Genomic DNA, 24,030 nt, shown 5'->3' on the forward strand with positions numbered 1-24,030 from the left:
TCTAACTTTTTTAGAGCCCATCAGTATGCAGGTTATTACATAAATATAGAATTATGAGGTGGAAATTTTGACGAACAGACCCACAACGGCTGATCAACCCGTCGACCAAAATGGCCGCCCGTATAACCGTCTTGCTTTAGTTTTTACATTATTAGTTGGAACATTCAGCACGTTTATTACGTCAACGATGCTGACAACCGCGTTTCCAACGCTGATGAAATCGTTCAACATATCTGCAACAACCGTTCAATGGTTGACGACTGGATTTATGCTGATGATGGGAATTGTGATTCCAATTACCGGATTTTTCCTGCAGCGATTTGATACCAAAAGGCTTTATCTTTCGGCCATTGTTATCTTTTTCATCGGGAGTATTCTCTGTTACTTTGCGACAAGTTTTTGGGGAATCTTAGTCGGTCGACTGGTTCAGGCCGCCGGAGTGGGGATTACCGCTCCTGTTTACCAGACAATTATGACATCAATTTTTCCACCTTCCAAACGAGGCGCTGCAATGGGAACGGCTGGTTTAGTTGTTGGATTAGCGCCAGCCATTGGCCCAACTTTTGCTGGTTGGATTTTAATGCACTATTCATGGCGAATGCTTTTCTTAGCCATCATGCCCGTTTCATTACTAGTTTTGGTGATGGGTTTCTTCACGCTACGAAAAGTGTTACCAACCAAGAAGGCCCCTGTGGACTGGATGTCCGTAGTCATGTCAGTAATCGGATTCGGTTCAATGCTTTTCGGCTTTTCATCGGTTGGTGACCATTCATGGACGAGTCCAATCGTGTACGTCACGCTGATTGTCGGTGTGATTGTGGTTGCTCTCTTCATTTTACGTTCACTTAAAATTAAAAATCCGCTGCTTCAATTTAAAGTTTTTGAAAGTTCAGACTACACGTTATCTGCCATTTTGGTTTCGGTTTCATTTATGGCGATGAACGAATTTACACTCGTTTTGCCACTGTACCTCCAAACAATTCACGGTGAATCGGCTTTTGCATCTGGACTAACGCTGTTGCCTGGCGCTATCACCATTGGAATTATGAACCCGATTACGGGACGAATTTTTGACCAATTAGGTGCGCGAAACATGGCGATTGCGGGGATGTTCCTTTTGACGCTGACAACTGGATCCTTTATTCCGGTTACGCCGACAACCCCAGTATTCTACTTGGTTTGCCTGTACACGGTTCGGATGTTCAGTATTTCGATGGTCATGATGCCGGTGACGACGACGGGGATGAATGCTTTGCCATTGAACCTAATTGGTGATGGAACCGTTGTAAACAACACTGCGCGTCAAATGTTTGCCTCGATGGGAACTGCTATTTTGGTTTCTATCATGGCCAGTGAAACCACGAAACATCTTCCAAGTCAGGGAGTGGCTCATGCAACGCCAATCTTATTTGGTAAATTATCACTGCATGCAAATGTGGTCGGATTCCGTTGGGCATTTTTCATTGCAACCCTATTTTCTTTGGTTGGATTTGTGCTGACGTTCTTCTTGAAGCGCGACTCAAGGAGGTTAGGTTAAGATGATTGTTATTTTCTTATTTGCTGGTGCGTTGATTTTTGCCTGGAGCGTCATCTTTCTACAACACAGCATTAAAAAGGCGGTTTGGGTGACAGTTGGCTTCATATTGGTGGTTGGTAGCGTTGTGTTGATGACGTTGAATTATAACGGTTACTTTGGGATGAAACAGATCCAAACCACTGAAACTCGGCCGTTGGCTACTATGGGTAAGAACCGCCAAGTTCTAGCATACAAACGGCTAGGTACTCAAACAGAACGAATCTACTTCTACCGGGATAATCCGCTAGATACCAAGGTTAAGAAGACAAGGCCAACTATCAGTACGGTTGTGTTGAAGCGTGGAGCCAAACAAAACGCCGTTAAGATTACGCGGACCTATCGCGTTTACCGCAACGAAGAACTTCGATTACTCTTTGCAAATGGTGTGCCGAACCATCAACTGACGCACAGCCGTTACACGTTTAGTGTAAAAAGTAACTCAAAAGTGATTGAAAAATAGCCAAAATAAATGCGCATTCCTGAAAAATGAGGAATGCGCATTTTTATTGATATAATTGAGATTAATTTGCGTATTTATATTGTTGACGATATAATTTGGGCGAATGAGTTAATTTATTTTAAGACTGGAGGAACCTCAATGAAAAAAACTTATAATGAGCTCCTAGCTGATCTTCAGGCAAAGGATCCTCAACTAACTGATTTGACGATGGTTAATCGAACTAGGGTGGAGATTGCTAAACAAGTTTATCAACTACGAATTGATAAGCAGCTCACGCAAAAGGAATTAGCAAAAATAAGTGGTGTGTCTCAGGCAGCAATTGTGCATATTGAACGGGCTGAGGTTTCTGCAAGTTTTGAAACGATTGGCAAATTAACCAGGGCCATGAGCGGGCACATCACGGTGAAAATTTAAAATGAAAAGAGGTGTGGCCAAACTAATTAGTCTGGTTCACACCTCTTTTATTTGATTTTTTACCAACTAATCATCCAAATCAACTTCGGTTTCATTCAACTTCTGTGCTTCATCGAAGTATTTACTACGATAGTGCGTGACCGTTCCCCAATAGTAGAAAATCAGTGAGAACACAATTACGACCCCGAAATCAAATGGGTAGTGAATCCAATTTTGACCGTTAAATTCAGAACTACCAATATACGACATGACGGAGATGAAAATGAGGTAGCCAATTAACCAGGCGCTTCCGCGAAGCTGATGTTTGAAATCCTTCCAGCCCATTTTCCATTCATAATAGAAGTAGAAGGGAAAGCCCAGCAGGATAACCAAAATCACTTCGATAGTCGTCGGCCACATTGCCCAGTAGGTTGCTAACGATGCCAAAACAAAGGCGAGTGGGGCAAAGAAGTGGATAGCTTTCAGTGTAACGGGACGCTTAAATTTGGGCGCCATTTTTCGCAGTGACACAACGGTAACTGGTCCGGTCAAGTAGGCGATTAAGGTCGATGTCGAAATGACACTCGCCAAGGTGCCCCAAGATCTGAAAACTGAAACCATGACCATGCTGAGAATGGCATTGACTAGAATCGCGACTCGGGGAATTCCGTATTTCAAATTAACGTTACCGATAAATTTGGGAATGTGGTTGTTACTTGCCATGGCGTAAAGTGCTCGGCCGGTTGACGCAACGAAGGAAACCCCTGTCCCAAATGGTGAAACGAAGGCATCCATGTACAGAAGAACCGACAGCCAGTAAATGCCGAGCATGATGGCTAGGTCAGCGAACGGCGAATTAAAGTTAACGCCGTGCCAACCAACTTTGGCAATCAAAGCGGGGCTAATCGAGGTGATGTAGGTGCTTTGAAGAATGATGTAAATAATGCCACTAATTGTGAGGGATAACGTGATTCCGAGCCCAATATTGTGCTTGGGATCGCGGATTTCCCCGCCCATGTTAATCACAGTTTGGAAGGCATCAAATGAGAAAATGATTCCGGAAACGGTTGTTGCGGCAAAAATAGGCGCCGTTCCATATGGCATGAACGTTTGCAGTGAGTGACCATAATTTTCAGGATGAAATCCAGACAGGGTCATCATGATGATGGTCAACAGGGGCACCCCAATTTTGAAAATTGAAATGAAGCTGGTGAAGTGGGTCAGCAGTGAAACCGACCAGTAATTTAATAGCGTAAAAATAATAATGAAAACGAAAACGAGGAATAGGCCCTCGGTCGTGATGGTTCCGTTTGTGATAAACGCGCGCGTCCAGTGGGCCCATTTCCATGGCCAACTGCTCATGTATTGAACGGCGGCAACGGCTTCAATGGGAATCAGTGTGACGAGCGAAACCCAATTTGCCCACGCAGCAATGAATCCCAAGAGCGGTCCGTGCGAGTACTGCGCGTATTTGCTCATGGCTCCTGATTGCGGGAACATGGCCCCTAACTCAACGTAATTGTACGCGATGATGCCGATAACGGCGCCACCAAGAATCCAGGAAATGATGGCAGCGGGACCGGCAATTTTGGAGGCCTCCCAGGAACCGAAAAGCCAGCCGGATCCGATGAGGGAGCCAAGCGCCAGCATGACGGTTTGAAATAAGCTAATTTTTTTTGTGTTCGATTTAATCTGAGGAAGCCTCCTTCGTTGGTTTGCTGACTTATTGTATCACGTTTGCTGGGAAATCAAAAAAGGGTGTGAAAAAGGCGATTTGCTTCCGAGCGTAACCTAGATTAACGGATAATCCCGTACCTGGATTGTTCGTTGATCGTAGTTAGGCTTAGGGAGCAGCCTTTTGGAACCCGACTAGGCAATAATATTTATAAAAATGAAAAATAAAGAGGGTGAGACAAAAGGCGGTTTGCTTTTGAGCATAGCCTAGATTAACGAATAATCCTGCACTTGGGATTGTTTGTTGATCGTAGCTAGGCGGAAAAGCAGCCTTTTGGAACCCGACTAAGCAAGAATATTCGGAAATAGTAAAGGGGTTGGGACAAAACAAATGTTTTGTCCCAACCTCTTTGCTTTTACCTAATTTTTAGTCGACTTCAACAGCTTATTATTGCTGTCCGTCCGCACGATTAGTACGTCCATTTTGGCGTTTCGGTTCACAAACGAGGTCACTGATCCAACCACAATTCGATTGACCGCATTCATCCCGGTTGCCCCCATGACGATGAGGTCGACGGGATGGTCCTTCTCGAAATCAAAACTGATGACGGATTTAGGATTCCCAAATCGGACGTGAATATTGGTATCTGTAAAGTCATATTTGTCCTTTAATTGGTCAGCAAGAGTCTGGAGATACCCCTTGTTATCGTTCACGAGTTTTTCGAGGAGACTGCCCTCGGTGACGTTTCCAAATGACCCATATTGGTTAACGTCGATGACACTTAAGAGCTCGATTGACGCATTGTTACGTTTGGCGATTGCCATTGCTTTGAGCAAGGCGTGTTCTGCTTGATTGGACCCATCAACTGGGACCAAAAGATGTTCGTAGTGTTGTAGCATAAGTTGTTGGAGTCCTTCCTTTTTCTAAGCGCGCCCGATGAGGGTTTGACTCGTTTGAGCTAAAACGTGCCCATCCATGGCGTCCCATAAGTCGTTAAGCCAAAAGCCGTCCTTTAATGGAAGCTTTTCGTCGATTGCATACACGGTGACGGTGTAGCGGTGATCCTTATCTGGTGGGAAAGGTCCCGTATAGTGCTGAAAAATGGCGGGATTTGTTTGCCCGACTAATTTGCCGGCGGTGGAATTTTTTCCAAACGTCATTTGGACTTCGCCACTCTGACTGGCATTTTCGGGAATCTGCGTTAAATTTCCGGGAAGGTTAGCGGCCACCCAATGAATCCAGGTAAAACCACCAACTGGAATGGCGTCGTGATCAATCATGGTGACGGCAAACGTTTTGACGCCGGTAGGAACTTCGGTGATGTCGATTGGAAATGACGTAACCGGTTGCCCATTTAGTAAATCTTCCTCGGTTGCATATTTTGAATATTTATTAGCTAACACACCGTTATCGGTTGGAATACTAATTTTCATGGTGGGAACCTCCTTCAAACTTATTAATAGATTAGTCTAATTATACCGCAAACCCGTAATTCTAGTTTGGTATGTGACGAATCTCATAATTTTCACATTGATTTTTCATGCAGTGAACATGTATGCTATAGGGTAAGTAACGGAAAGCTGAGGTGTCAAAATGGACCAGCAAGAAAAAATTAAATTATTGCAACGAATTGTCCAAATGGAGACGGTTAACGATCATGAAAGTCTCGTGGCGGACTATTTGGCAACCCTATTTCAACCTTATCCAAACGTCGAGATGACGCGTGTCCGCTATAAGTCAGGCAGAGATAACCTAGTCGTGACAATTGGAACGGATCATCATCGACAATTAGGATTTGCTGGTCATATGGATGTGGTCGCGACGGGGGATCCACAAAAGTGGGATCATGCACCGTTTAGCGGCGACATCACTGATGACTTTAAAATGGTTGGTCGGGGCGCCTCAGATATGAAAGCCGGGTTAGCCGCAATGGTTATCGCAGCGTTGGAGCTGTTGGATCAAGGCGAACCACAACACGGCCAAATTAAGCTCATTTGCACGATAGCCGAGGAATCGACAATGGTCGGCAGTGAGCAGCTGACAAAAGAGGGCTACTTAGATGATCTCGATGCGCTCGTAATTTGTGAAGGCAGCGGGCTGGACATTAGCTATACCCACAATGGCGACATTGATTATCGCGTAACGAGTCATGGCAAAGCGGCTCATTCCGCTTCACCAGAAATGGGCGTCAACGCCATTGAAAATCTGATGACGTTCTGGCACACTGCCAAAGCTGAGCTTGCTAAATTTGACGAAACGGATGCCGTCCTAGGAAACTTGCTGCACAACGTGACCGTCATAAAGGGTGGCGAGCAAATTAACAGCATTCCTGCCGAAGCAGACTTGGAAGCGAATATTCGGCTGATTCCGCAAACGCCGGCTAAGGTCGTGAAACAACGGCTGGAGGCGGTTATTGCAACCTTAAATCAGCAACCAGGATTCGAGCTGGACTTGGAATACTTGCTGGTTGGGGATGCGCTGCCTGGTGATCAGAATGGCGATTTCGTCCAATTTGTCAAACGAGAGACGGAAGCGGAAGTTGGCCATGAAGTGACCCTGTCTGGGGACAAGGGAACGACTGATGGCTCTAAATTTATTGACAGCAAGGGTGATTTTCCCATGGTCATTGTGGGTCCCGGTAGTAATACCGCTCACCAAGTTAATGAGTACGTGGACTTAAATCAGTATTTAAAGGCGATTGAACTCTATAAAAATATTTCACTTAAATTTTTGGAGGGTGACAACTAATGGAGAAACAAGAAAAAATTGACATTTTAAAGCATATTATTCAAATCAAGTCAGTTAACGATAATGAAACCGAAGTAGCAGACTACATTGCCTCGCTTTTTGAAAAATATCCGAATGCCAAAGTGGAAAAGGTAAATTATGCGCCCAACCGGGATAATTTGGCGGTCACAATTGGCAATCCTAAGGGTCAGCGTCTCGGTTTTTCGGGCCACATGGACGTTGTCGATCCAGGTGATTTGTCCAAATGGACGCACGACCCGTTTGGCGGCGAAGTGGCGGATGGCAAGATTTTTGGTCGTGGCGCCTCCGACATGAAGACGGGCTTGACCGCCCAAGTCATCGCGATGCTCGAATTCCTGGAAGATGGCGTTGAGCTGCCGGGTGAAATCCGACTACTAGCAACGGTTGGTGAGGAAACGGGCGAGTACGGGGCCGCCACGCTAACTGATGAAGGTTATGCCGATAATTTGGCGGGGTTGGTCATTTCGGAACCCAGCGGCTTAGACCAAATTACGTATACGGCGCGTGGCGTCATTGATTATCGAATTGAGTCCACCGGAAAGGCGGCGCACAGTGCCCGTCCACAAAATGGCATCAATGCGATTGATAATTTAATGGTGTACTACAATGAAATTCAAAAAGTGATGGCACCTTTTGACAAAGTGAATCCAATTTTGGGCGGCGTTTTACACAACGTCGATTTAATTGAAGGCGGCGAGCAAATTAACAGCATTCCCGCCAAAGCATGGTTGATGGCAAACATGCGAACGATTCCAGAATACCCGAACCAAGTCTTTTATGACGCCATTGAAAAGCTGGTCGCCGAGCTAAATGAGAGTCCTGGATTCGATTTGAAACTATCATACAGTTTTCCTGAAGAAGCAATTCCTGGTCAACCGGACGCACCATTGGTAAAATTAGCACAGAAGGTCTCTAAGGAAACATTTGGTAAGGAGGCTCAACCAGTTGGCTCTGGTGGTGCAAATGATGGTGCGGAGTTCTTACGTGCAAAGGGGGACTTTACGAGCATCGTGTACGGTCCTGGATCGGAAACATCCCACATGCCAGATGAGTACGTTGAGCTTGCAGACTTTTTGAAGAGCATTGATTTCTATAAGAAGCTTGCGCTCGAATTTTTAGCGTAACAGAACGCGGTGCGGCGGAGGGTCAATTGTGACTTCCAAAGTCCGAGACGAAGGGATGATTTGATGAAACGCTGGGGTTATATACTTGGCGGTCTCGTTGGTGCTGGAATATTGGCAGGGATTGTCGTTAAGCGTCACACAGAAGTGGATTCGGCCAGCAACTATACAATTGTGCTGGATGATTTTAGTATGGCGAGTTTGCAAGATTCAACGAACGTGAAGGCGACTGATCGGTCGCTTGAACTATCGGATGCGTCGAAGGCTGGGGCAGTTGGCCAGCTGACTTTGCCACAACTTAAATTACCACCGTTTAAACAATTGGTTGCGTCCTGGAACGCGTATACGCCAGGTGAATCAACGGTTGAAGTTGAAGCCCGTATTTTAGTCGATAAGAAATGGTCACTTTGGCACACTTTCGGCAAATGGGGCATCAACGTCATGAAGTCGAGTGCCAAGGCGGATATTGCGGATCCAATTGCCAAATTAGACACGGATACGCTACTGGTTCGTGGAAATCACGTTGCTACCGCTGTTCAGACGCGGGTTCATTTGCGTTCGGCGAATAAGAACGAATCACCGATTTTAAAACTCATCTCAGTGAGTGGCTCACCAAAGGACGGTGCTTTCACCCGGGCAACGGATTCCGAACGGGTTTCTCGAGTCATTGATGCGCCAGCCTATTCGCAAGAAATTAGGGATGGCAAGTTGGCACCAGTTATTTGCAGCCCCACAACGATTTCGATGGCGATGAACGCTCAGGGCAAAGAGGTGCTACCTGAAGAGGCGGCTTACCGGAATTACGATTTAGCTTATCGTGGTTTTGGCAACTGGGCGTTTAGCACGGCGATGGCGGGAGCGTACGGCTTCAAATCCTACGCTTGCTTTACCGACATCAGTAAATTAAAGCGCGAGGTCGACCGCGGTTATCCAGTGGGGGTCAGTGTTCAATACACAAATAATCCCCAGAATCACAAGTTACCCTACGTTGAAAATGCACCCGGAGATACGGCCGGTCATTTGCTGTTGGTCACTGGATTTGTGACGCAGGAGGATGAGGAATTTGTCGTGGTAAACGATTCATACGCCCCTTCAAACGAATCCGCCAATCGCGTTTACAAAATGGACCAGTTTAAGCGGGCCTGGCACTCTAATTTGGCGTACATCGTGGGCTCCCCCTATGATGAACAGCCAGAGATTAAACCGGACACGCGCCGCCTTGCCAAATTGGTCAAGGTTGACGGGACAAGAACCAGTTATGAATTAATGGTTGGCCAAGATAAGGTTGACCTCCCAGTTCTTATGACTGCCCAAACGGATCCACTGACCCTACGAACGGGAACGGTGGCTTATACACTTAACGATGAAATAGACGAAAAATTAACGTTGGCGGAACGTCGATTCTACTATACGGACGTCGATGATCAGGGCAATATTCAATTAGACCTTGATCAAATTCGTCAGGCCAATGATCATGCAACGGGCATCACGGTTTATGTCATGCAAATGGCGCAACAAACTTACGTTGCAAACCTCTCGATTTCAAGGGATGAAGAAGCGTAATCAAAAAAGCACGTCCAAATTTTTTGGACGCGCTTTTTTGATTAGTCAGTCTTTAAGTCAACTTCAATGTTCCCACGGGTTGCTTTCGAGTATGGACAAACTTGATGGGCTGATTCAGCCAATTTTTGCGTTTCTTCGGCTGAAACACCGTCAATATGAACCGTTAACTCAACCCCGATATGAAAATCAGAATCGCCTTCCTTGAAGAGGGAAACCTTGGCAGTAACGGTACTTTCGTTATCGATGCCGGCTTCCTGTTTGACGAGTTCAAGGGCACTGTTGAAGCAGGATGAGTAGCCAGCCGCAAATAGTTGTTCAGGGTTGGTTCCTTCTTTTTTCCCTGGTGCCGGAGCGGTAATTGTTAATGGCATTGAACCATCTGGTGCTTCGACGTGACCTTCACGTCCGCCGGTGTTGATCATTGTGGTCGAGTAGAGTTTTGTCATAAAAGTTGCCACCTTTCGAAAAGTAATTTGTACAGGTTCATTGTATCGAAAGCGGTTACAATTTGATAGAAAAAGGATTGTGAAAGATTTCAGAAAATAATCGGTTAAAAGGCCAACAAAAAAGACGCCCCTTCCAGGACGTCTCTGGTCTATCTGCGGATTTACTTCGTAAACTTCAAGATGTAGTTTCCTTGTGCATCTGTCGTTATCGTGTAATTAGTGTATCCTTCCTTGAGCCACTGCTGTTTGGCAGCTTTGGCCCAGCTCTGGGCACTACTTACGGATGAAAAGGTTCTGGACGATGAAAAATCGATATTATCGTCTTGCGATTCGGTACTCTCAGAGGATTCGGTTTTAGAATTGGCACTCGATGATCCAGAATGTTTTGCTGCACTCGAGCTTTGTTTCTTAGCTGGTGTCTTGTTCAAACTGGATTGTGCCTTACTTTGGGAGTTGGCGCTAGGTTCGGCATCGATGGAACTTTGGATCGATTGACGTTCAGAGTTAGTGATGCCGTTACTAGTCTCTGAATTGCTCGTGCTACTATCGCTTTCGGAAGTACTTGAATGTTCCTCCGAAGAAGTAGAAGCAGATGCACTAGAAGTCTGCTCCGACTGGTTATTTTGAACCTTGTCACCACGGCTTAAAGTCCAAATGCCAAGTCCAATAACAATGATAACTAAAATCGCTAAAATGGTAAAAAACGGTCCACGTTTTCTTCGCTTTTTCCTGGGGCGATTTTGATTAGAGTCGGTATTAAAGTTATAACGTTGCATCCGCGATTTGGGTTCTTGACTATTCAATTAAAAACCTCCATGTCATAAGAACGCTGCGAAACGGTAACCATTAAAATTTGTGCCGCACCACAAGTTACCTAGCCTTAAGAATACATCAATTTGGTAAAGAAATTAAGTTTTTTAGCTCTCTAATAAGAAGTAAGCGGGCTAGAATTCATGGGACACAAGGCTTACCACAAGTTATTAAATTATGGTAAGAATGCTATAATATTAATAGTTTAACACGAAAGGATGAGTTGTATGCACAATGATATTCCCCAAGTTCCATTAGCAAACGGCACGACAATTCCCCAACTTGGATTAGGCGTTTTTCAAGTAACCGATCCTAACGAGGTAAAAGATGCCATCAAATGGGCACTAGCTGCCGGGTACCGCCACATCGATACGGCAACGTACTACCAAAATGAAGAAGCTGTTGGTGAGGCCATCAAGGAAAGTGGCATTTCACGACACGATCTCTTTGTAACTTCTAAGTTATGGAATAATGTTCGGGGCTACGAAGAAACGAAGCAAGCCTTTCAAACATCGCTAGATAAACTAGGGTTGGATTATTTAAATCTTTACCTCATTCATTGGCCAGCTGACGGTTACGTTGAGAGCTGGAAAGCCCTGGAAGACTTGTATAAAGATGGCAAAATTAAAGCCATTGGTGTGTCGAATTTTGAGCAGAATCACCTTGAAAATTTGATGAGCCAAACAGAAATTAAACCAATGGTGGATCAAATTGAAACCCACCCATTCTTCCAGCAAAAGGAGCTTCACGCCTATTTGGAAAAGAATGGCATTCAGCATGAGTCGTGGAGTCCACTTGGTGGTGGACGTAATAACGCGCTTAGTCATCCACTGATTAAACGGTTGGCTGAAAATCATGACGTCACACCGGCTCAGATTATTTTGCGCTGGCACGTTCAACGGGATGAAGTGATTATTCCTAAGTCAGTTCACCAAGAACGAATTGAGCAGAATCGCGATATTTTTGCGTTTGGATTAGACGAAGATGAGATGCAATCCATCGCAGATATTGATGCTGGCAAACGAGTTGGCGCTGATCCGCAAGATAAAGAATGGCTTGCTAAATCAACGACTTACGGTGGTCCGAAAAAATAATTTTTAAAAAGACTTGACGAAGTAGGGCCAAAAGAACTATATTTATCTCAACTTAAAAATGAGAAATGCATTAACGAAGAAGAGTAATTTGCTCAGTAGATTTTAAAGAGAAGCCGGTTGGTGGAAAAGGCTAATTCGAACCGTTTATGAAGATGAGCTTCGAGCATTAAGGATAGTGAAAGCTATCATTACGGTAGGACCCGATAACGTCCGGCTTATGAGTGTGTAAGCGACAGAGACTGACGCCTGTGAAGGGTCAGTGAACTAAGGTGGTAACGCGGAGAAATCTTCGTCCTTTATTTAATATAAGGGGCGGAGATTTTTTTGTTTCCATAATTTCTTCGTTTTTCATTCAAAGGGGGTGGTTGTGATGTTACTTCGCAGCCAGATGTGGTCAGCAGCAAATCAAAATTAGTCAATATCACTATAAAACGGGGGAATCACTTTGAGTACAAAATTAGGAAATAAAAAAGGATTAATTTTTACCGGCGTCGTCATTAGTTTAATTTTAGCAGGCTGTGGAAAAGCATCGAGTAACGCCAGCAGCGAAAGCTCATCCGCAGTATCACATAAGAATCAAGCGACCAGCCAAGTCTTGAACTGGACCGCATCTACGGAACTACCAACCGTCGATTCAGTTAAGGAATACGATGTTGTGAGTCAGGAACAAATTGACTACCTTGGCGAAGGTCTTTACAAAATTGATAGCAACAATAACGCCGTTCCAGCAGTAGCAAGCGGCAATCCAGTTGCTCAAAATAAAGCCAAAACGAAGTACGTGATTAACATTAAAAAGGGACTCAAGTGGTCAAACGGTTCAAAGTTAACCGCTCAAGATTTCGTTTATGCTTGGCAACGACTCTTCAATCCTAAGACGGCTGCCCAAAACGCCAGCGTCTATTACAACATTAAAAATGCTGAACAAATCAATTTAGGTAAGAAGAAAGTTAGTTCACTTGGGGTCAAGGCTTTGTCAGACACCAAATTGGAAATCACATTAGAACGTCGAGATCCCTATTTGAAGGCAACTCTTTCATCAGAGAACTTATTCCCTGAAAATGAGGCTTTCGTCAAGAAAGCTGGCAGCAAGTACGGAACTTCGAGCAAATACGTCCTCAGTAACGGACCATTCGTTATGAAAGACTGGGACGGCTCAGGAACAACCTGGCACTACGTTAAAAACACCAAGTATCACGAAAAGAACCAAATTACTTTGAAACGAATCAATATTCAAGTGACGAAGAATACCGCTACTGGTGTTAACCAATTCCAGGCGGGTAAAGTCGATAACGCCTTACTTTCAGGCTACTACGTCAAACAATTTAAGAATGACAAACGCCTCAAGAAGGTTCTCCAACTTCGTTCAGATAACTTGGAGTTAGGAATTCACTCAAACAAGAAACTGCAAAACTTGAATTTCAGAAAAGCACTTAGCTTATCAATCAACAGAAATCAACTCGTTAACGATGTGTTAACGGACGGTTCTCGTGCAGCAACCAGCATCGTACCAAAGGGTCTGGTTAAGAGTCCTGATGGTAAAACTGATTTATCAGATGCTACCGGTAATTTAGTGAAGTACAATCCGACTGAAGCCAAGAAACTGTGGGCAAAGGCTCAGAAGGAATTAGGTACTAAGAAGATTAGTTTGGATCTTTACGTTGATGATTCATCAGACGGTAAGAACGTCGGTGAGTACGTCCAAGGCAAGGTTCAAAACACATTGAAGGGTGTTACCCTTAACATCAAACAAGTACCAGCTAAGAGCCGATTCCAGAAGCTCATGAGCTACAAGTTTGATACAGCATTGGGTGGCTGGTCAGGGAACTTTGATCCATACACCTTCTTGCAACAATTCCAAACTGGATTTGAACATAATCATGGTAAGTTCAGCAACAAACAGTATGACAACTTATTGGATAAGATTAATGGATCAGATTTGGACAACTTAAATACCCGTTGGCAAGATTTGATCAAGTCTCAAAAGGTCTTGATTGATCAACAAGCCACCATTCCTTTGTATCAACCAGCAAGCACCTACTTGATTAGTTCTAAGTTAAAGGGTGTTGTGACACATAACTTGGGCACACCATTGGATGTAACGAGAGCTTATCTCGTTAAATAACTAGTTTCTTGGTCTTGCTCAGATTTCATAAAGGCTTTAATAGGCCTTGTTCAGCCTTCCTAACGGAACGCCCTGCAGAATCTTTGAGCCAAAAAGCGGTCTCAAAGTATTCTGGTTACAAGGACCAATAAATTGGTCTTGAAACTTTCAGGGCTGGTTAGGAGCTGAACAGCGGCTCGCTTGGCACATCAATCGTCAATATACGAAAAAGCTCGTCATGATTTTACTCATGGCGAGCTTTTTTGATTTACAGAAATAAAATGGTCAACTTAATTGCGGTGTAAGCTCATACTCAATAGATCAATCACACCAACTGATGAGCTTGGGAAGGCGAAAATTTGCTTGCCTAAGTCATTTGCGGACATGTGTTGGTTGATGATCATCACAAGAATATTAATTAAGTCAGGCGCATAATTCCCACTAATTTCGGCACCGACAAGGTAGTTTTCCTTGTCAAAAATTAGTTCCAAATCAGCATCAAGTTCGTTCTTATATTGGAAGGCCAATCGTTTGCCATAAGGAACGGCTTGTACGTGATATTTTTCAGGATTTTCATTAGCTTCAGCAACGGTAACCCCTGCCTGGGCGAGGCGTGGCATCGTGAAGACAACAGAAGGGATGACGGGATAGTCAATTGCTGCGCCATTAATTCCCAAAATTTGACCAGCAATATAGTTTGATTCAAAAGTAGCGGTAGGAGTTAAACGCGCAATGTTTTTATCAATCACGTCACCACTGGCGTAAATTGAGTCAATGGTTGTTTGGAGGTGGTCATTGACGACGATACCACGTTTGTTAAAGTCGATACCAACTGTTTCTAAGCCGAGATTTTCGACGTTAGGAATTCTGCCGGTTGCGCCAAGCACGTAATCCGTCTTGATTTCAGTACCAGCTGTCGTCTTTGCAGTAAAGGTGTCATCGTCATTTTTTGAAACGGAAGCAAGTCCTTCATTGAATAAGAAGTTAACACCAGCTGATTCAAGCTTTTTGACCAACTGCTGAACGTGTTCTTGGTTGAAGGCACCGAGGGCTCGATCGCCAAATTCAACAACGGTAACGGCTGAGCCTAACATGGCTGCCATTGAGGCAAATTCAAGAGAAATAATACCAGCACCGACAAAAGTAAGGTGGTTTGGCATTTCTTCAAGGTCAAGGAATTCACGGCTGTCGTGAATGAAGTCACTGCCGTCAACGGGAAGGCTTGCTGGACGCTGACCAGTACCAAGCACGATGTTAGTGGCCGTATAACGTTGATCGGCGACCTGTACCGTATGACCGTCTAGAAGTGATCCGTGGCCCATTAGGATATCAATGCCCATTTGTTTGAAGAGCATGCCCATTTGGACGGAAAGGGGGTCGATAACTTGGTGCTTGTACGCCATCATCTGCGACCAGTTGATTTTTGTGTTGACCTCGACGCCGAGTTTGTCGTATTGATGAAGCTGATCGACCAATTCAAATGGCCCATCAAGTAAAATTTTGGCGTCACAACCATAATTTGTGCAAGTTCCAGCTAAGGTATCTTCCTCAACGATAGCAACCGATTTTCCAGCTTGTTTCAAGGTGACAGCGGCGTGCCAGTTTGCGTGACCACTACCGATAAAAATAACGTCATAATCCATAATCAAAAACCTCCAGTTTATTTAGTCGTGCACGATTAATTCGTTAAAATGAATGGGACGCTATTCGGCACGTCCCAAATTTTGCTCAAACGCGTCAATAATTTCTTTATTGAGTGAAAGAGCGGTTTTGTATTGTTCCTCCGTCAAATGATAAGCCGCAATGCACTTGGCCAGGGCAGTTTCGACTGGCTTTTCATTGTTTTTTCCCTGTTCAGTGAGGGAGACAATCAATTGGCGACGGTCTGAATCAGGTCGAGTTCGAACTAACCAGCCGTTATTTTCGAGTCGCTTCAAGAGGGGCGTGAGGGTATTGCTGTTGAGCTTAAGCTCCTCACCCAGCGCGTGTAGCGTGAGCTGATCATGTTCCCAGAGTGCTAGTAGAACTAAATACTGGGAATAGGTCAGCCCAAATGGCTCTAAGGCTTGTTGATAGAATTTGTTAAAAAGTCGGTTCATGTTGTAAACCGAAAAACAAAGTAAATTTGTTAATTGAATGCTTTGCTCCATAGTTGGTGCTCCTTTTAATCAGTCGTGTACGATTGAATACATCATAAGCCATTTCGGTTTATTTTACAAGTTAAAGTGACCTTACGTTGAGCATTCAATTCGTTTGCTCAGCGACTTTAAACGCTAATTCAAAAAGATTAATCAAATAAACTTGAATGTGACCCAGTATCAATAAATTTGACGAAATCGGCATCAAACTTATAAATGAGAAGCCAGTCTGGTTTAATATGGCATTCTCGTTCAGGCTTTCTATTTATTAAAGGATGATCGTTATAACGAGCTGGTAAAGGGATGTCTCTGATTAGCAGCTCATAAACAAGATCAAAATCAGCAATGTTGTATTGACCACTTTTGATTATTTTTTTTAGATGTTTTTTGAATTCATGCTGGAAAGCGACTTTAAACTTAATTTCATTCATGCAACCACTTCAGGCCTTCCGCGGCAGAAGTAAATTCTTTGTAGTCGTGGCTATTAATGGCGGCCGTTAATTGATTGCTCGGTTGTGAGACTTCAAACGGAATACCTCCTGCCTCAATGGTCTTTTTTGCAAAGATTTTGAACGCCTGGGCCGGGGTTAAACCTAATTGGTTCAAGATAGTTTCAAACTTATTTTTCTCAGTTTCATCCATACGAAAATGTATTTGTGTACTCATTAGTCATCACCTCGTCCAAATGGTACCATTTGGTACCGGATGAATCAACGATTGAGCACGACTCCTTTCTACCTGATTATTAGTAAATACGAAAAAAAGTTCCGCCGCCAACTTCGCGACAGAACTTTTATTTTGAGAATTAGAACTTTGCATCACCTAATGCGTGTTGCGCAGCTAAATTTAACAAACTCCACTGGCGGTCAAAGCCAGGCTGGAAGAAGAAATCAGCTTCGGCTAGATCTTCAAGTTTCATTTGATTTTGAATTGCTAAGGCGAGAACGTTACCTTGAGCGGAAATGTCGTAGGTTGAGAGAACGGCACCCCCTAAGATAATGTGGGTTTGTGGGTCAAAGACCAACGATACGTAAACGGCAGGGTTGTTCTTATCCTGAGGAACGTAGCTAGGACGCAACGTATCCTGATAGAATGAGGTGGCAACTTTGACATTCGCCTTCGCAGCGGTCGTTGAGTTTAAACCACTTGAAGCAAAATGGTAGTCGAAGACGCTCAGTGCTGATGAGCCGACTAATCCATTAAATGGAACGGCTGGTTTCTTTTCAAATAGGTGCTTTGTGACATAACGGGCTTCACGACGCGCAACCGTCGCAAGGGCGATTGGCATTTTCTGTTGAGCGGGGATGGAGTAGGCGAGGGTTGCATCGCCTACCGCATAGACGTCGGGAAAATTGGTTCGCAGATACTCATCCGTGTTGATGAAGCCACGGCTATCTAGTTCAACAATGCCGTCGAGCCATTTAGTGTTGGGTTTAACGCCAGCCGCTTGAATGACGACATCGCTATCAAAGAATCCTTTATCGGTTTTAACGGCTGACACTGTACCGTTTCCTTCATAAGCGTCAATTTTGGCGCCGAGAACTAATTTTACACCCTTATCTTCCAGGTGTTTTTGCAAGATATCAGTCATATCCGCATCCAAATAAGTGCCAAGTGGGCGATCAATCATATCGATTAAGGTGACATTTTTGCCGGCTTTGACACTTGCTTCAGCTGCCTCAATCCCGATGTAGCCAGCGCCAATCACCGTGATGTTTTTAACGGCAGAATCTTCTAACTTGGCTTTTATTTTGGTTGCCCAATCAAGGCCTCTCATCAAATAGACGTTTTCGAGATTGTTGCCAGGAACCGGAAGATTATTTGGCACAACACCGGAACTTAAAATCAATTTGTCATAGTCATAATCGGACTTGTCACCGGACTTAACGTCCTGAACGGTGACGGTTTTTTTATCTGCATTAATTTTGGTAACTTCGTGATTGTTTAAAACATGAACGCCTTGATCCGTAAATAGCTTGGGTTCAAAGTTGCGCACGTCAGATACGTTCGTGACGCTATTTTCTAAATAGAGTTCCATTCCACAAGACATGAACGAAACAAAGTCGCCGGCCTCGAACATGGTGATATCAAGATTATCGTATCGATTCAATAGTTCCAAAATGGCCTGATGACCACCGTGAGAAGCACCTACTACAACTACTTTTGTCTTTGTCATGAATAAAAACCTCCAATAATAGATTTGAGTCATCAATCAAGTTCTATTTTAGAATTATTCTAAACAACTGTCAAAGAAAAGTGTTATTAATTTAAGAATGACAGCAAATGGCCAATCGTGTCGCTCTCCACAAGGATCATGAGCCCCAGTCCAATGTAGATAATGGCCATCAGCCAGTTGCCAAACCGGTCCAAAAATCGGCAAACGAGTTGATTTTGGGCAAATTTTTCGCCGAGGAAAACCAAGAAGTAGATACAAATGATAAAGACGATGATTGTCGTGACGAGTTGCCAGCCGGTTAGGGAGACAAAATAGGGCACAAATAGACCGATATTATCCGAGCCACAGGATGCCACCGTAATTAAAGCGACGGTCCCAATTAAATTTTTGTTTTGACGGTTCTCAATTTTTTCATTTGCCTCAGCCGTTTCATCATCATCACCAAAGATGGCTTTCAATCCAAAAGCAATGGGAATGAAGCCAAGTAGTCCCAAGAGCCATTTCGCTGGGACGTAGTGAAGGACAAATGCAAAAACGAGACTAATCGAGATCAGCGTTAACGATCCAATGAATTGGCCAATGTAAATTTGGCGTTGGCTGGCTTTTGACTTATATTTTGAAAAGAGCAGCATTAAAATAACCAGGAGATCGATTGCGGTTGAGGCATAGAGCACGATGTCGGTTACAATCAGTTTAAACATGATTAGTCAAACCTCGGAATTTGATGTTCCTTAGCCTGCTTTTCTAACTGTGGTAACAGAGCGTTTAAGACTTTGAACGAGACCTGCACGATGGGACTAAATAAATTGGGCTTGTCGGGATTGGGAACATCATCCGACTTCTTGATGTCCGGAACCATTTCTCGTAAATCTTCTTCGGTTAAATGGAGTTGTTTTGCGTAGTAAACGACCGCGTCATAATTAGTATTTTTATAGTAGAAATAAACCATAAATAAGGCAACTGCTAGGTACCAGAATAGCGTCCAAGCGAGGCCAATATTGCTGGGGGCGACTAAGCCAGAAGCAGTAACAGCAATCGCAAAGATGATGTAAATGATAATTGAGATGGTGAGCCATTTCGTTTTATTTTTCAAAAAAATCATTCCTTAGGTTTTAATATGCTAATTATGCCACAGTTTGAAAGGGAGAAGTGTGCAAAAAAATAAAACTTCTGTATAATAGAGACATTGAAAATTGATGGCCCTAATGAATGAGAGGTTTATTTTGAAGATTAGTGTGGAAACGATTCAACCGGAACATTACGAACCAGCCAAGCAAGTTGTGAAGGATGCTTTCAGCGGGATTAAGTTTACGGATGGTGACGAGCATAACTTAATCGGCAGACTAAGGCAGCTCGATGATTACCAATCTAATTTTGAAGTCGTTGCGTTAAATGAAAACAGTGAAGTAGTTGGCCACGGCATGCTGACGCAAGTTGAAGTGAGAATGAATGGCCACAAGGAAACTATCTTGGCGTTAGCACCATTGGCTGTTCATCCCGACTATCAAGGCCAGCTAATCGGTTCGCAAATTATTGAGGAGCTTGAAGCGAGAGCAACCATTCAACGTTTTCCAGCCATCAGTATCTTAGGCGATCCAACCTTTTACAGTCGGTTCGGTTACGTTGCTGCTGATAATTTCAATATTTTATCAACGTTACCAGTGGAGTTGGTCAATAACATGATTAAACCACTTTGGGACGGTTCATTAGCCAAGGTTTCAGGGAAAATTTATTACCCAAATGCATTTTTTCATTAGAATTCTTATTGACTTCTCATTTTTGAAATGCTAAGCTAGGAAACAATTAAATAAGTGAACGAATAAAACCATTTCAAGTAGCGCATTATCTGGGAGTCAGAAAGTCGGTGGTTGCTGCGAACCGATCAGGATAATGTCGACGAAATACCGTGGTGAGTTTCTTAATTGAACGGATAATAACTAGAGCCGTTACCATCTAGTGAGTGAAGGGCGCAGTGTACACTGTTCTCTTAAGCTGGGTGGTACCACGGTTTCTAATCGTCCCTGTTGCATTAATTTGCGGCGGGGGCGATTTTTTGTATCACAATGCGCGAGTAATTGGCTTAGGCACAGGATATAGAGTTGAGTAGCTCGACAACGAACAGCACAATGCACTACCATACGACACAGGGGAGGCAATATCATGATTCAAACTAGCGGAGGCAAGCCCCGATATTAGGGCTTTATAAATGAAAAATAAGCGTACATAAAAAATGAATTTAAAAAATAGGAGAGATTACAATGGATATTGAAAAATCAAACAAACAGCCACACGTTAGCTTTGGCGAAGCGTTAACAATTTTACTGATTATGTTAGTCATTATGGGAGTTGGGGTCATCAAATTTGGTCTCATGCCACAAACCCCCGTTATGGTCGTTATTGCACTCATTATTTTATGGTCACGGATTCGCGGATTTTCTTGGACTCAAATGCACGAAGGCATCACGGAAGGAATCACCAACGGAATTATTCCAATCTTCATTTTCATTTTAATTGGGGCCTTAATCAGTAGCTGGATTGCAGCCGGCATTATTCCATCAATGATGGTTCTTGGATTCCACATGATCAGTGCCCGCTGGTTTGTCCCATCCGTCTTTCTCGTTTGTGCCATTATCGGAACGTCAATCGGAAGTGCCTTCACCATTATTTCAACAATTGGAATCGCACTATTCGGTATGGGAACAACCATGGGAATCAACCCTGCGCTAGTTGCTGGGGCAATTATCTCTGGTGCAATATTTGGTGATAAAACATCGCCACTTTCAGATTCAACTAACTTGGCTTCAGCCATTGCCGGTTCAGATTTATTTGAACATATTAAAAACTTGATGTGGTCAACAATTCCTTCATTCTTGATTTCATTGATCTTGTACGCCGTTATTGGCACCCCTAAGAATTCGGGCGCTAGTTTAGGCAAAATTGATCAAACGCTTTCCGTTTTAGCCGCTCATTTCACGATTTCATGGTGGGCAGCCCTACCAATCGTCTTGATGTTTGTTTGCGCATTTCTCAAAATTCCAGCTATTGCGACTTTGTTCTTAAACATCGTCGTAGCGGTTGCCATGATTTTCATTGAGAATCCAAACACGCAACTTAAAGCCTTAGCAAGTATTCTAGAAAACGGGTTTGTTTCTAAAACGGGGAACGCTTCAGTTGACGCCTTGCTGAGTCGTGGCGGAATTAGTTCCATGATGGGCACCGTCTCACTTATCATTTTGACCTTGTCACTTGGTGGCCTACTCATGAAGTTTGGTTTAATTCAAACCGCAATGCAGCCACTCGTTGACCGATTACACAGCAACGGGGCACTTGTGACCGCTGGAATCCTTGGTGGAATTGGGGTTAACATCTTCGTTGGTGAGCAGTACCTATCAGCCATCCTACCTGGTAAAGCTTTCAAGAAGGCGTTTAATGATCACGGTTTGGACAATTTAGCCTTAAGTCGGGTTCTTGAAGATGGGGGAACGGTTATTAACTACTTAATCCCTTGGGGTGTTGCTGGGGCCTTTGCCGCAAACGCTTTGGGTGTCCCTGTTCTGGACTTCCTCCCATTTTGTTTCTTCAGTCTCCTATCACCAATTTTCTCAATCATCAGTGGATTCACTGGAATTGGGTTAAAGAAAATTGATAAAAATGCGCCAGCAGTTGCAGAAACTGCCAATTAAATAGCTTCCTTCAAACGCCGTCAACGTTAATGTTGGCGGTTTTTTGTTTGCCAAACGAAAAATGGTTGTCATTTAAAAGAAAGTGGTTATAATATAAGTGAGTGCTCACTCACTTGTTGGAGGCGACAATTTTGAATACAATATTAGTTAAAGACTTACAACAGGGATATGGCAAAACAATTGTATTAAAGGACATCAATTTAACTGTTAGTGCCGGTGAAATTTTAGCATTGATTGGACCAAGTGGTTCAGGTAAGACGACCTTGGTGAACACGATTATGGGGATGTTAAAGCCCCATCAAGGGGAAGTCACTGTGTTGAATCAATCCATGCCGAATCGAAAGCTATTGGCAAAAATTGGGTTCATGGCTCAGACGGATGCGCTTTATGATACGCTGACTGCTAGAGAAAACTTGACATTCTTCGGACAGATGATGGGCGTTAAGCGCGATGATTTGAAGAAACAGATTAAGTACGCAACCGATATCGTTAACTTGGGTCCTCATTTGAACAAGTACGTTGGTAGTTATTCTGGTGGGATGAAGCGGCGACTATCGTTAGCTATTTCACTCATTTCGGATCCTGAACTTTTAATTTTGGATGAACCAACTGTCGGAATTGACCCAGAGCTACGCCAACAAATTTGGACTGAACTTCATAAAACGGCCAAGGCGGGCAAGACAATCTTACTGACGACCCACGTAATGGAGGATGCAGAACAGGCGGATCAGATTATGATGATTCGGCGGGGCGAAGCGATTGCGCAGGGAACCCCGGATTCGCTCATTTCAGAATTTGGCGTTTCATCGGTAGAAGAAGCATTTTTAAAGGCGGGGAGGCAGCAAGATGAGAATCTCAGCAATGATTAGACGGGTGTTAAAGGAAATGATCCGGGATAAGCGAACGCTGGCGCTCATGATGATTGCACCGCTGTTTATCCTCACTCTGGTTTACTTTTTGTTTCAGTCAAATAATAATCAAACCGCGACACTTGGCGTTCGCAACGTTGACTCATCACTGGTCAAAGCGGTGAAAAACGATAATCTCAAAGTTCGTCAGATTACCTCTGATAAATCTGCCAAATCCATTATTCGGGATAAGGATTACGCTGGTGTTTTAACGCAAAAGGATCAGAAGCTAACATTGACCCTACAAAATAGCGATCAAACCAAAAGTGGACTATTAAAGAAAAGCCTACAACAAGCTCAGGTTAAACTGAAAATGCAGGCTGCGGCAAGTGGTCTAAAGGCGCAGAAGGAAGTAATCGCGGCACAAGCGAAAGCACTGAAGGCCATTCAGGAAACGATGGGTGCCGGAGCGCAAAATAGTGGTGTTAAGGCGCCAGCTAGTTTGAAGGCTGCTAAAGCATCCGCGTATAGCGTCAACACCCATTATCTATACGGCAGCAGTGATTCAACCTTTTTTGACACAATTTTGCCGATTATGATTGGTTTTGTGGTGTTCTTCTTCGTTTTCTTAATTTCGGGAATTGCGCTATTAAAAGAACGAACGACAGGAACTTTGAACCGGTTACTGGCAACGCCTATCAAACGGGGCGAAATCATCGCTGGCTACCTATCAGGCTATGGCATCTTTGCGTTTATTCAAACGGTGGTCATCGTCCTTTACACGATGTATGTCTTCAAAATTCAGATTTTGGGCAGCGTTTGGTACGTCATTTTGATTAACATTCTATTGGCGTTCGTGGCGCTTGCGTTGGGGCTGCTCATTTCAACGTTTGCGGCTTCAGAATTTCAAATGGTCCAATTTATTCCAATTGTGGTGATTCCACAGATTTTCTTCTCCGGAATTGTCCCGTTGGATCAAATGGCAAGTTGGTTGCGGCCGATTGCCCACATCATGCCGCTATACTATGGCGCGCAATCGATGAGCGACGTCATTACCAAGGGCGCAGGATTTTTCGATATTTGGGGAGATTTGTTGGTCTTGGTAGGCTTTGCAGCACTATTTTTAATTTTAAATTTATTGACGATGCGCAAGTACCGTCAAGTTTAGAGGGATGAC

24 protein-coding genes are annotated in these 24,030 nt (G+C 43.8%); 12 read left to right on the top strand and 12 right to left on the bottom strand.

Translation table 11 applies throughout. From position 1 onward, the window contains the following. The first annotated feature begins 67 nt into the window (after nucleotides 1–67). From FD44_RS02245 to FD44_RS02255, 3 genes are all read left to right on the top strand, one after another. On the top strand, nucleotides 68–1,537 hold the full coding sequence (locus FD44_RS02245; RefSeq protein WP_010620365.1) for an MDR family MFS transporter: 1,470 nt from the start codon (nucleotides 68–70) through the stop codon (nucleotides 1,535–1,537). Nucleotide 1,538: 1 nt separating this feature from the next. Continuing rightward, on the top strand, nucleotides 1,539–2,036 hold the full coding sequence (locus tag FD44_RS02250) for a DUF4811 domain-containing protein (protein WP_010620364.1): 498 nt from the start codon (nucleotides 1,539–1,541) through the stop codon (nucleotides 2,034–2,036). 138 nt (nucleotides 2,037–2,174) lie between these two features. Continuing rightward, a complete protein-coding gene (locus FD44_RS02255) occupies nucleotides 2,175–2,450 on the top strand; it encodes a helix-turn-helix domain-containing protein (protein WP_162097567.1) in 276 nt (91 codons plus the stop codon). A 66-nt stretch (nucleotides 2,451–2,516) separates the two neighbouring features. Here the strand turns inward: FD44_RS02255 and FD44_RS02260 are convergent, their stop codons facing one another. From FD44_RS02260 to FD44_RS02270, 3 genes are all read right to left on the bottom strand, one after another. After that, a complete protein-coding gene (locus FD44_RS02260) occupies nucleotides 2,517–4,121 on the bottom strand; it encodes an APC family permease (protein ID WP_033445263.1) in 1,605 nt (534 codons plus the stop codon). Between the two features lie 402 nt (nucleotides 4,122–4,523). After that, entirely contained in the window at nucleotides 4,524–5,003 is a 480-nt protein-coding gene (locus tag FD44_RS02265) for a universal stress protein (protein WP_010620361.1), read from the bottom strand. A 24-nt stretch (nucleotides 5,004–5,027) separates the two neighbouring features. Beyond that, a complete protein-coding gene (locus FD44_RS02270) occupies nucleotides 5,028–5,537 on the bottom strand; it encodes a YbhB/YbcL family Raf kinase inhibitor-like protein (protein WP_010620360.1) in 510 nt (169 codons plus the stop codon). A 160-nt stretch (nucleotides 5,538–5,697) separates the two neighbouring features. Between FD44_RS02270 and FD44_RS02275 the strand changes: the two genes are divergently transcribed. The 3 genes from FD44_RS02275 to FD44_RS02285 all read left to right on the top strand — a co-directional run bounded on the left by FD44_RS02275 (nucleotide 5,698) and on the right by FD44_RS02285 (nucleotide 9,557). After that, nucleotides 5,698–6,852: an ArgE/DapE family deacylase gene (locus FD44_RS02275; RefSeq protein WP_010620359.1), complete on the top strand. Its 1,155-nt coding sequence runs from the start codon at nucleotides 5,698–5,700 to the stop codon at nucleotides 6,850–6,852. After that, on the top strand, nucleotides 6,852–7,997 hold the full coding sequence (locus FD44_RS02280) for an ArgE/DapE family deacylase (protein WP_010620358.1): 1,146 nt from the start codon (nucleotides 6,852–6,854) through the stop codon (nucleotides 7,995–7,997). Before FD44_RS02275 ends, FD44_RS02280 begins: the two co-directional genes overlap by 1 nt. 63 nt (nucleotides 7,998–8,060) lie before the next feature. Continuing rightward, nucleotides 8,061–9,557 carry a C39 family peptidase gene (locus FD44_RS02285; RefSeq protein ID WP_010620357.1) on the top strand — a complete coding sequence of 499 codons (1,497 nt, stop codon included), beginning with the start codon at nucleotides 8,061–8,063 and terminating at the stop codon, nucleotides 9,555–9,557. Nucleotides 9,558–9,598: 41 nt separating this feature from the next. Here FD44_RS02285 and FD44_RS02290 read toward each other — a convergent pair whose 3' ends face one another. Both FD44_RS02290 and FD44_RS02295 read right to left on the bottom strand, forming a co-directional pair. Next, nucleotides 9,599–10,003, bottom strand: coding sequence for an organic hydroperoxide resistance protein (locus FD44_RS02290; protein ID WP_010620356.1), 405 nt, complete (start codon nucleotides 10,001–10,003; stop codon nucleotides 9,599–9,601). A 161-nt stretch (nucleotides 10,004–10,164) separates the two neighbouring features. Continuing rightward, on the bottom strand, nucleotides 10,165–10,806 hold the full coding sequence (locus FD44_RS02295) for a hypothetical protein (protein WP_010620355.1): 642 nt from the start codon (nucleotides 10,804–10,806) through the stop codon (nucleotides 10,165–10,167). 234 nt (nucleotides 10,807–11,040) lie between these two features. Between FD44_RS02295 and FD44_RS02300 the strand changes: the two genes are divergently transcribed. Together FD44_RS02300 and FD44_RS02305 are read left to right on the top strand one after the other, a co-directional pair. After that, complete coding sequence (locus FD44_RS02300; protein ID WP_010620354.1) at nucleotides 11,041–11,907, top strand: aldo/keto reductase; 867 nt, start codon at nucleotides 11,041–11,043, stop codon at nucleotides 11,905–11,907. Nucleotides 11,908–12,352: 445 nt separating this feature from the next. After that, nucleotides 12,353–14,029, top strand: coding sequence for a peptide ABC transporter substrate-binding protein (locus tag FD44_RS02305; RefSeq protein WP_010620353.1), 1,677 nt, complete (start codon nucleotides 12,353–12,355; stop codon nucleotides 14,027–14,029). Nucleotides 14,030–14,298: 269 nt separating this feature from the next. Here FD44_RS02305 and FD44_RS02310 read toward each other — a convergent pair whose 3' ends face one another. The 7 genes from FD44_RS02310 to FD44_RS02340 form a co-directional block, all read right to left on the bottom strand. After that, nucleotides 14,299–15,654: a dihydrolipoyl dehydrogenase family protein gene (locus tag FD44_RS02310; protein WP_029327595.1), complete on the bottom strand. Its 1,356-nt coding sequence runs from the start codon at nucleotides 15,652–15,654 to the stop codon at nucleotides 14,299–14,301. Between the two features lie 57 nt (nucleotides 15,655–15,711). Further along, complete coding sequence (locus FD44_RS02315) at nucleotides 15,712–16,158, bottom strand: MarR family winged helix-turn-helix transcriptional regulator (protein ID WP_010620351.1); 447 nt, start codon at nucleotides 16,156–16,158, stop codon at nucleotides 15,712–15,714. A gap of 137 nt (nucleotides 16,159–16,295) precedes the next feature. Then, the gene (locus tag FD44_RS02320; protein WP_010620350.1) at nucleotides 16,296–16,577 is read right to left on the bottom strand and encodes a type II toxin-antitoxin system YafQ family toxin; all 282 of its coding nucleotides are present in this window, start codon (nucleotides 16,575–16,577) and stop codon (nucleotides 16,296–16,298) included. Continuing rightward, nucleotides 16,570–16,812, bottom strand: coding sequence for a type II toxin-antitoxin system RelB/DinJ family antitoxin (locus tag FD44_RS02325; RefSeq protein ID WP_010620349.1), 243 nt, complete (start codon nucleotides 16,810–16,812; stop codon nucleotides 16,570–16,572). The genes FD44_RS02320 and FD44_RS02325 overlap by 8 nt, the downstream gene beginning before the upstream one ends. A 139-nt stretch (nucleotides 16,813–16,951) precedes the next feature. Further along, on the bottom strand, nucleotides 16,952–18,322 hold the full coding sequence (locus FD44_RS02330; RefSeq protein ID WP_010620348.1) for an FAD-dependent oxidoreductase: 1,371 nt from the start codon (nucleotides 18,320–18,322) through the stop codon (nucleotides 16,952–16,954). 86 nt (nucleotides 18,323–18,408) lie between these two features. Continuing rightward, nucleotides 18,409–19,023, bottom strand: coding sequence for a CadD family cadmium resistance transporter (locus FD44_RS02335; protein ID WP_010620347.1), 615 nt, complete (start codon nucleotides 19,021–19,023; stop codon nucleotides 18,409–18,411). Between the two features lie 2 nt (nucleotides 19,024–19,025). Further along, nucleotides 19,026–19,415 carry a hypothetical protein gene (locus FD44_RS02340; RefSeq protein ID WP_010620346.1) on the bottom strand — a complete coding sequence of 130 codons (390 nt, stop codon included), beginning with the start codon at nucleotides 19,413–19,415 and terminating at the stop codon, nucleotides 19,026–19,028. A gap of 130 nt (nucleotides 19,416–19,545) precedes the next feature. On the opposite strand from FD44_RS02340, the gene FD44_RS02345 reads away from it, so the two are divergent. The 4 genes from FD44_RS02345 (at nucleotide 19,546) to FD44_RS02360 (ending at nucleotide 24,021) form a co-directional block, all read left to right on the top strand. Beyond that, a complete protein-coding gene (locus tag FD44_RS02345; RefSeq protein WP_010620345.1) occupies nucleotides 19,546–20,079 on the top strand; it encodes a GNAT family N-acetyltransferase in 534 nt (177 codons plus the stop codon). Nucleotides 20,080–20,580: 501 nt separating this feature from the next. Next, nucleotides 20,581–22,005 (top strand): Na+/H+ antiporter NhaC, encoded by a 1,425-nt coding sequence (gene nhaC, locus FD44_RS02350; protein WP_010620344.1) that lies wholly within the window; start codon nucleotides 20,581–20,583, stop codon nucleotides 22,003–22,005. 128 nt (nucleotides 22,006–22,133) lie between these two features. Next, on the top strand, nucleotides 22,134–22,874 hold the full coding sequence (locus tag FD44_RS02355) for an ABC transporter ATP-binding protein (RefSeq protein ID WP_133278293.1): 741 nt from the start codon (nucleotides 22,134–22,136) through the stop codon (nucleotides 22,872–22,874). Beyond that, on the top strand, nucleotides 22,852–24,021 hold the full coding sequence (locus FD44_RS02360) for an ABC transporter permease (protein WP_010620342.1): 1,170 nt from the start codon (nucleotides 22,852–22,854) through the stop codon (nucleotides 24,019–24,021). The genes FD44_RS02355 and FD44_RS02360 overlap by 23 nt, the downstream gene beginning before the upstream one ends. Nucleotides 24,022–24,030: the final 9 nt, after the last annotated feature.

The sequence above is a fragment of the Secundilactobacillus malefermentans DSM 5705 = KCTC 3548 genome, from assembly GCF_001436395.1.
In the GTDB taxonomy this organism is placed as follows: domain Bacteria; phylum Bacillota; class Bacilli; order Lactobacillales; family Lactobacillaceae; genus Secundilactobacillus; species Secundilactobacillus malefermentans.

Coding starts and splice junctions, on each gene's coding strand:
- FD44_RS02250 (WP_010620364.1), top strand. CDS start 1,539: ATGATTGTTATTTTCTTATTTGCTGGTGCGTTGATTTTTGCCTGGAGC.
- FD44_RS02255 (WP_162097567.1), top strand. CDS start 2,175: ATGAAAAAAACTTATAATGAGCTCCTAGCTGATCTTCAGGCAAAGGAT.
- FD44_RS02265 (WP_010620361.1), bottom strand. CDS start 5,003: ATGCTACAACACTACGAACATCTTTTGGTCCCAGTTGATGGGTCCAAT.
- FD44_RS02270 (WP_010620360.1), bottom strand. CDS start 5,537: ATGAAAATTAGTATTCCAACCGATAACGGTGTGTTAGCTAATAAATAT.
- FD44_RS02275 (WP_010620359.1), top strand. CDS start 5,698: ATGGACCAGCAAGAAAAAATTAAATTATTGCAACGAATTGTCCAAATG.
- FD44_RS02280 (WP_010620358.1), top strand. CDS start 6,852: ATGGAGAAACAAGAAAAAATTGACATTTTAAAGCATATTATTCAAATC.
- FD44_RS02285 (WP_010620357.1), top strand. CDS start 8,061: ATGAAACGCTGGGGTTATATACTTGGCGGTCTCGTTGGTGCTGGAATA.
- FD44_RS02290 (WP_010620356.1), bottom strand. CDS start 10,003: ATGACAAAACTCTACTCGACCACAATGATCAACACCGGCGGACGTGAA.
- FD44_RS02300 (WP_010620354.1), top strand. CDS start 11,041: ATGCACAATGATATTCCCCAAGTTCCATTAGCAAACGGCACGACAATT.
- FD44_RS02315 (WP_010620351.1), bottom strand. CDS start 16,158: ATGGAGCAAAGCATTCAATTAACAAATTTACTTTGTTTTTCGGTTTAC.
- FD44_RS02320 (WP_010620350.1), bottom strand. CDS start 16,577: ATGAATGAAATTAAGTTTAAAGTCGCTTTCCAGCATGAATTCAAAAAA.
- FD44_RS02325 (WP_010620349.1), bottom strand. CDS start 16,812: ATGAGTACACAAATACATTTTCGTATGGATGAAACTGAGAAAAATAAG.
- FD44_RS02330 (WP_010620348.1), bottom strand. CDS start 18,322: ATGACAAAGACAAAAGTAGTTGTAGTAGGTGCTTCTCACGGTGGTCAT.
- FD44_RS02335 (WP_010620347.1), bottom strand. CDS start 19,023: ATGTTTAAACTGATTGTAACCGACATCGTGCTCTATGCCTCAACCGCA.
- nhaC (WP_010620344.1), top strand. CDS start 20,581: ATGGATATTGAAAAATCAAACAAACAGCCACACGTTAGCTTTGGCGAA.
- FD44_RS02360 (WP_010620342.1), top strand. CDS start 22,852: ATGAGAATCTCAGCAATGATTAGACGGGTGTTAAAGGAAATGATCCGG.